This window comes from Mucilaginibacter sp. UR6-1, assembly GCF_020880975.1.
GTDB lineage: Bacteria > Bacteroidota > Bacteroidia > Sphingobacteriales > Sphingobacteriaceae > Mucilaginibacter.
Genome location: NZ_JAJIWP010000002.1, coordinates 1,161,766 through 1,169,101, shown reverse-complemented (window position 1 = coordinate 1,169,101; position 7,336 = coordinate 1,161,766). Strand labels below are relative to the sequence as shown.

The 7,336-nt window shown below is 41.0% G+C and carries 6 protein-coding genes; 2 read left to right on the top strand and 4 right to left on the bottom strand.

Annotation, left to right across the window (positions count from 1 at the left end):
• Positions 1-664: RHS repeat-associated core domain-containing protein (locus LJ707_RS10455; RefSeq protein ID WP_304610900.1), on the top strand; the 664-nt coding region annotated here is incomplete at its 5' end.
• Between the two features lie 293 nt (positions 665-957).
• The gene (locus LJ707_RS10450; protein WP_228950757.1) at positions 958-1,368 is read left to right on the top strand and encodes a hypothetical protein; all 411 of its coding nucleotides are present in this window, start codon (positions 958-960) and stop codon (positions 1,366-1,368) included.
• A gap of 873 nt (positions 1,369-2,241) precedes the next feature.
• On the opposite strand, the gene LJ707_RS10445 is transcribed toward LJ707_RS10450, so the two are convergent.
• From LJ707_RS10445 to LJ707_RS10430, 4 genes are read right to left on the bottom strand one after another with little or no spacing between them, the layout of a single operon-like run.
• On the bottom strand, positions 2,242-2,748 hold the full coding sequence (locus LJ707_RS10445) for a hypothetical protein (RefSeq protein WP_228950756.1): 507 nt from the start codon (positions 2,746-2,748) through the stop codon (positions 2,242-2,244).
• A gap of 4 nt (positions 2,749-2,752) precedes the next feature.
• The gene (locus LJ707_RS10440) at positions 2,753-3,964 is read right to left on the bottom strand and encodes a PilN domain-containing protein (protein ID WP_228950755.1); all 1,212 of its coding nucleotides are present in this window, start codon (positions 3,962-3,964) and stop codon (positions 2,753-2,755) included.
• 3 nt (positions 3,965-3,967) lie between these two features.
• Entirely contained in the window at positions 3,968-5,869 is a 1,902-nt protein-coding gene (locus LJ707_RS10435) for a secretin and TonB N-terminal domain-containing protein (RefSeq protein WP_228950754.1), read from the bottom strand.
• A 35-nt stretch (positions 5,870-5,904) separates the two neighbouring features.
• Positions 5,905-7,332, bottom strand: a complete 1,428-nt coding sequence (locus tag LJ707_RS10430; RefSeq protein WP_228950753.1) for a GspE/PulE family protein — start codon at positions 7,330-7,332, stop codon at positions 5,905-5,907.
• Positions 7,333-7,336: the final 4 nt, after the last annotated feature.

Here is a 7,336-nt window from a genome sequence, read left to right as displayed (position 1 = left end):
CTATGATGCTGCGTTAGGCCGGTTTATCGCTGTTGACCCTATGGCCGAGGCTACTGAATCCATGACGATGTACCAGTATTCAGCTAATAACCCTATCATGTTCAATGATCCCTTGGGGGATAAACATATTTCGAGCGCTTACCCTGTAGAGAGGCCTGAACCGCTTCAAATCCTCGGGATTTTTCGTAGTACTGGACGTATTTCAAGGGAAATGTATTGGAGTGGTGTTGAAGGTGCTTTTATAAAAGAAGATTATGATCCGTTTGCCCAAGGCCTATACGCTGCTTACTGGCAGTCTGCATTGAGTTTTGCCGCTGACGTAATAGAGCAAAATACAACCGGTGATGCGATTACTTTTTCTGGAGAAGATTTTATGATTGGGGCCGGAATTGAAAATAGTATATCTAATGGAGATTTAGCCGGGGCTATATTGAATATCGAGAATGGAGAACTAAATATAAGCACTTCTTCTTACATTGCATCTACAGATAGAGGTAGCATTGGGGCAAACAAAATTGAATTAAATGGATCCTTTCAAGGCCGGCCAACCCCTGACTATAGACTAAAACATGTTATTAAGGATGGCATTGAAATGGATAATACGCCTTTTTTAATTCTGTTTCCTGTTTTAAAAGGTGTAAAAACAGTTTTCGAACTAATTTGAATTGTTAAGAAAGATCCTGCCGAAGTGCTCCAGTCAATAAAAAATCTAAAGAATTTCAAATATGACACTCGACTAAATAATCAAACGGATTTATATCATGATTTTCCTCGCTCGTTCGATAGAACTATTATTGAAAACGCACCATGGGCACAACGGATTAAAGATGGAGCAAATTGGTTTGAGCATCCAGGTTTTGTCAATGAAAGCCTGGATATTACCAAATCGGAATAACTGATAAAGGGCTGATCTTTCACAGAAATTTTGTTCCTTTATAGTAAAAAGTAGAATCAAAAATGTCGATAGTATTTAAAAAAGTCACTGGTGAACACATTTTTTCGCTAGAGAATTTCACCAATATCGGAATGGAACATCCGGTTATTGGCTATGAGTTTAGTTTTTTTAGTGATGGCTTTATAGTCAAGTTGCCCTTAGAAGCTGAACTTTTTGATCTTGAAGATTTATTTAAAGGATTGAGCTATATAAACCAAAGTTTAAAAGGGGGGGTTTATTTTCAGCCTATGATAAGTGGGCGTATTAAGATTAAGATTGATATGACAGATCGTGGTCAAATTGAGATTGATGGAACCGTTAACGACCCATCGCACTCTACAAAATTATCTTTTAAATTCTTAAGCGATCAGACATTTCTTCCTGATTTAATTTCCCAATGTAAAATGACAATCAACGCGTTAGAAAGAGATTAAAATTAAAGCGAGACTATTTATTACGGCCGCTAAACATTATTTAAACATCCATCTTAATTCGATGCGAGAACATAAAAGCGTTAACTTAAATAAGACGGGACATTAAATAGCCTATATTTATTTGTTCTTGACACTTTTCACCGTCTCGATCCTGCTAATTGGGAACTTTCTGTTTATCAAAATTAGCATACTAGTCATTGATTATTTATTAAGATGAGGTAATACTCGTCAAATGTAAACATAGTTCTTTACGCTATAGTAAATAATCATTTCAAAACGCTTTTTGATAAAAAATCTAAATACCTAATAAAGAGGCTTAGCGAAATAACGTAGCAATGTATCTAAAATTTGTGAATAACATACGATCTCAAACGAGAAGTTTAGTTTCTAAACTGACGTTTGTTAAAGTGTGAGACGAGCTTCTGCGATTTATAATCTTATATGTATCGAAAATTAATTGTTAAAAAAACACAATTTAATAATTGAAGATATAGAGCAGAAGGGAAATGAACTTATCTTGAATATACCCTTTACATCTAGCGAAAAAGGTTTATCATGTTAATAATTGCTACAGAAGTTCCACAACGTGATTGCGCCGTGTGTTTTTATTTTTCTCATAACTTCCTGCTTGGAAGCCTGCTGCTGCAAAAAAACTGTTAGCAAGCAGTACTTACTACCAATAATTCTGACAATAATGAACATGGAGAAGAGAAGATAAGAATAGAATCTTCGCACCTTTTTTTTGAGTTTGCAGCATATTCTTTCAAATCTTGTACAGCCGTACCATGAAGTTGCCATAACTTTAAATTGACCAGTACTACTAATCTTATAAGTGACATTGCTATAATTAAAGATAATGGTTAACGTTTTCCTTTATATCCCAATAAAGTAAATTTGCAATTTTAAGTCAGTCTTCTCAATAGCACTATTTTTTTCAGAATAAATCTCCACAGATCTTAATTGCCCGTATCCTTTTATCTTTTCAGCATCATTCAAAAACCTGATCATGTTGTGATAACTTCCTTGTAAAATAACCCTATGCTGCTGACTGTCACTTGCGGTATCGGCAACTGTTGGTATATCCGTCATACGAAGGCTGTGTTTTTCTGCAAGCAGCGACATCGTGGTAATTAGCGTTGAACGAAATGTGGCTGTGTCCACCTTGTATAATTCGAGGGCTCGTTCAAGGTTTAGCGATTTACGCTTTGTAAACCCAGGTTGCGCAACCAAGTCTTCGCCGCTTTCGAGTTGTGCATGTAACTGGCGGTTGGCTTGCAATGCTTCAAGTGTCTGCTTAAAGGCAAACTGATAGGCCAGGTACAACATCAGCAAACCACCGGCTAATAAAAGGTATCCAGGTTTGTTTAAGAGTTTATCCATTTGATCAATACGCTGCTGTTATTACAAATTGCCCTATCCCTGTTTCTGGATTTACGCGGTAAATTTCTAACTCTGCATTTTTAAGCCATTTACAAGTACCCATCAAAGCAAGCCATTCATTTACGTTCAATACCCGGTCAGCATTACCTGTTATTTTAAGCCGATGGTCAATAAAATAGGTATTACGCAATTCACGGCTCTTTTTCTGATCAACCGGGTTTATCTCAAATGCTGTAAGTGTAACGCCATCAGGTAACAGTGAACACAACTGGTCAATCATGACACTTTTCAGCTTGCTGCCATTGTAACCCAGTTTTTGCAAAACAGCTTCCTGTTCTTTTATCTTTATACTTTCCTGACGTGCGTCGCCTGCGTTTTGCTCAATAAGTTTCGTGCGTGACTGTAGTTCCAGATTTTCTGTGTAGAAATGATTAAACACTAAAAAATTGATCAGCAGCAAAACAAAAAAAGCCATAAGCATCAGCATTGCCTGAGCTTTCAGCTTTTTGCGTTGCATCCAGCCGTTCCTTAATTCCGTTATCTCTTCTGAGTCAACACCTATTACAGCCAGCCTATCATGCAATGCCAATTGAAATGCCGCAGCATAAGGCAGTAATAACCGCTCATCCATCCGTTCAGATTCTATCTTAAAGGGCAGTTCTGCCTTTTTACCGTCCTGGTAAACGTAACTCATCCAGTGGTTTTTTTCGCCCAAACCAATTTGATGACCGTCAAAGATTAACGTATCGCTATAATTATTTAGCTGAGGAAGAATTTGATCAACTGCGAAAGGCCCTAGGCTTAGCAGGAATACCTTAAAGCCCATGGTATGTAATTGCGCCATCCACCTATCCGCATCCGTTCGGCGTATTAATGAAATAAACACACTTGCTCCTGACCGAAAATCCTGCCGGTAATAATCAGCCGGGTCAGCGCCTGGTAATATAGAAGCAAAATCAGGAGAAACGTTTTCACCATTTAGTTCAACAATTTTGGTCAATACACCTTTCCCGTTTATATTCAACGCGATCAGGGTACCGTTATTTAATTCCTTGGCAACATCTTTCAGCGAATGCTTTCCGGTAAGTTTCTTTTCAATATCAAGCTGTGTGCCTTTAACGCAGATTGAGCAAGCATGCGCAATATACGAGCCGTCGGGCAATAAGTGCAGCGTTAAACCGGTTGCTGTGTCTATTTGATAGAAACGTTCCAGCATGGCTTAGCGCAAAATGGTTGACTTAATAAATAATACTGTAACCACCCGTGCGTTGGTTTTTGAACGACTGCTGAACAGCCACTTCAATACAGGTATACGGGAAAGGAACGGCACACCCGATCCGCTTTCCGACTGCTCCGTGCGCTCTATGCCGCCCAATACGATCATGTCCTCATTATTTACTCTAAGGCTGGTTTCGTACTTACTCAACGAGCGTGGGGGCGGTGATCCGTCACGGGGAATGGAGAGGAAATCAGAAATATCAACATTGATGCCCAGTGTTACCTGATCATCACCGGCCACTACAGGTTTGATCTTGATCGACAAGTCCGCTTTCGATTCCTTATACTCGTTGTAAAATACGGATTGAGTAGAGGTTGTTGTGGGATACAGGTTCTGCGTTACGTTTTTATAATATTGAACACTGCCTACACTTAGCGTTGCGGTGTGTCCATTCAGCGCTGACAGTTTAGGTACCGAGCGGACATCTACATTTTCGTTAGCCTCTAATGCGCTTAACCGAACGTAGAAATCAGGAGTAACACGACCTAAGTTGGTTGAGGTAATCCTGCCTACACTCTTCAAAAAGCTATTAACAGCCTTTGATCCAAAAGTATAATCCAAGCCGGGAAGAACAGTTCCACCTGTTTTAACGCTATCAGAAACACCGGCAGATATACCCGTGCTTATGGTTCTCGTTTTACGGATATCTACCATAGTTACCTCGATCAATACCACCGGCACCAACACATCTAATTGCTTAATAAATGCTTCGGCTTCGGCAATCTGCGCGGCGGAACCTGATAATAACAATGCATTTTGCTCGCGGAACTCTTTTATACCCAATCCACGCTTCCAGTCTTCGGGTATCATTGTGACTACGGTGTCAATAGAACGATGTTGTAATTGGATAACCTTAAAGGTTCGCAAACCTTCCATTTGCCGCTCGCCGATCAGGTAAATACCGTTATCGGTATGGAAAGTGTAGTTCGTTCCTCTGAACAGGATATTTAAAAAATCTTCAAAGGCAACATCTTTAACATGTAGGGTAATATTACCCTTCAAATCAGAATAGAGTGAATAGTTGATATCCAGTTCCTGCGATGCCTGGCGAACCATGTCAGCAATGCTCGCACCGGTAGCGTCGGCAGAAATGAGCTTACGACCGTTGACTACCCTGCTATATAAACCTACATTTCCGCCCGGATTAGGTGCTACCGGCCTGAACGCCCTGCGTACACCGGTTTGCTTATCGTTATTAATATATAACTCTTCACTGTCATTTAAAGATTGAATCAAATAAAAGCCGTCGCTGGTTTTAGTCATCTTCAATTCATTGGTAAAGGCCATTTTTTCAACAGCAGTTTCAAACGTGGCCGCATTAATGAACGCGGTTACGCGCTTACCTTGTAAAGCAACCGGCACAACCACATTTTTTCCGGATACCTGTGTTATCTTCCGGGCAACGGCAGCAAGGCTGTCATTCTCCAACTCCATAGAGAGTGTGTTATTCAATTGATTGTATCGTACATTAATATCTTTGATCTTCGGCCCTGCCAGTAATGCAGGATCCTGGTAAGGGCTGATAGAAATGATCGAGCCCAATACCTTAATATCAAGATTATATTTTTGGGCAAGAAAGACTAAAATATTCGTTGCTGTTACATCACTGAATCGGTCATAAATTGCAAAGGTCAGCTTGGGGTCGATGCTCATGTTCAGGTTATTAGACCGGGACAAGCCTGTAAGGTATTCCTGTAAAGACACACCGGTGACTGACAGGTGTACCTTTTGCCGTAAGCCGCTGACTTTGGCAGATAATGTAGTAAGGTTTTCCTGCAACTGCGCAATCCTATCCGGTTGCTGGGCATACAACCGTATTGGTAGCAGAAAAAAACAGATCAATATAATTCGTAAAGGTTTAGGCATTTCAACACAAATCAATAATTAAATAACAAGGGGTAAATTTCATCAAGAGAAGTAACCCCGGATTTAAATAAATTAAAAGCGTTCTCGGCAAGGGTTTGTACCCCGCGTTCACGCAACAGATCATCAATATACAAATTTCCTTTTTTAATTTCTACGGCCAGTTCCTGATCCACGGGTATTACCTCATAAACTGCCTTACGACCTTTATAACCGGTGTAAAAGCAATGGTCGCAGCCCGCGGCTGTATAGTGCACATGAACTTCGCTGTAAGGCCTGAATTGTTTAGGATACAATTGCGCATCAAACGGTGCTTCCTTCCTACAATCCGGGCAAAGCAGGCGTACCAGGCGCTGTGCAGCAGTGGTGTTTAGGGTACTGGCTACCAAAAACGGCGGTATATTCATATCAATTAACCGGGATATGGTTCCCCAGGCTGAATTTGTATGGATAGTAGACAGCACCAAGTGACCCGTTAGTGCCGCCCGAATAGCCATATTTGCCGTTTCCGTATCACGTATCTCTCCTACCATAATCACGTCCGGATCCTGACGTAAAAATGTCCGTAAGGCAGATGCAAAGGTGAGCCCGATAGATTCTTTTAACTGCACCTGATTAATCCCCTCTAAGGTGTATTCGATCGGATCTTCGATAGTCAGGATGTTTCGGGTTTCTTTATTAAGCAGTTTTAAAGTAGCATAAAGAGTGGTTGTTTTGCCGGAGCCAGTTGGCCCGCTCATCAGGATGATCCCATTAGGCCTGCGTACGCCCTGAAGGTAATTGTTCAGATCAAACGCTGAAAAGCCCAGGGTATTCAGATCAATGGATGTGGCATCATTGCTTAATAAACGCAATACCACCTTTTCGCCGTGCAAGGTAGGCAGCACGGATACGCGAATATCAAACTGCTGGCTGCCGTGCTTAAAGTTGATCCGTCCATCCTGCGGCAGGCGTTTTTCCGCTATATCAAGATTTGCCGCTATTTTAATTTTATTGACCAGCGCCGGATAATCTTCCCGTTTAAGCAGATAGCGCTCTACCATCATACCGTCAATACGAATACGTACCCGGCATTTCTGCTCATATACCTCTATATGAATATCACTACTTTTTAATCCTTTAGCTTCGCTGATAAGTTTGAGCAAAAAATCACTTTCATGCTCTGCTGCAAGTAACATCTGACCACCTGACGGCAACTTGTTTTCCCGTAGGTAATAACGCGAAAGCATACGGGCCACCTGGGTTACAGGTAACGCTTCCAGCTTAACAGGCTGATTCAGGACGATCTCCAGTTCATCCGTAAGTTCGTTGGCTAAAGCCCCTTCTTCGCAGTATAGCCACAGGGATCCGTTCAAACGGCCTTTGGGTAAAATGCGGTAATGCCAGGCCTGTTCTTTGCTTACCAAATGCAGTTGATCTGATGCTAAAATGATATCTTCCATGGCA

What these genes read in the sequence shown, in the direction of transcription:
- LJ707_RS10450 (WP_228950757.1), top strand. Translation starts at nt 958, where the DNA reads ATGTCGATAGTATTTAAAAAAGTCACTGGTGAACACATTTTTTCGCTA.
- LJ707_RS10445 (WP_228950756.1), bottom strand. Translation starts at nt 2,748, where the DNA reads ATGGATAAACTCTTAAACAAACCTGGATACCTTTTATTAGCCGGTGGT.
- LJ707_RS10440 (WP_228950755.1), bottom strand. Translation starts at nt 3,964, where the DNA reads ATGCTGGAACGTTTCTATCAAATAGACACAGCAACCGGTTTAACGCTG.
- LJ707_RS10430 (WP_228950753.1), bottom strand. Translation starts at nt 7,332, where the DNA reads ATGGAAGATATCATTTTAGCATCAGATCAACTGCATTTGGTAAGCAAA.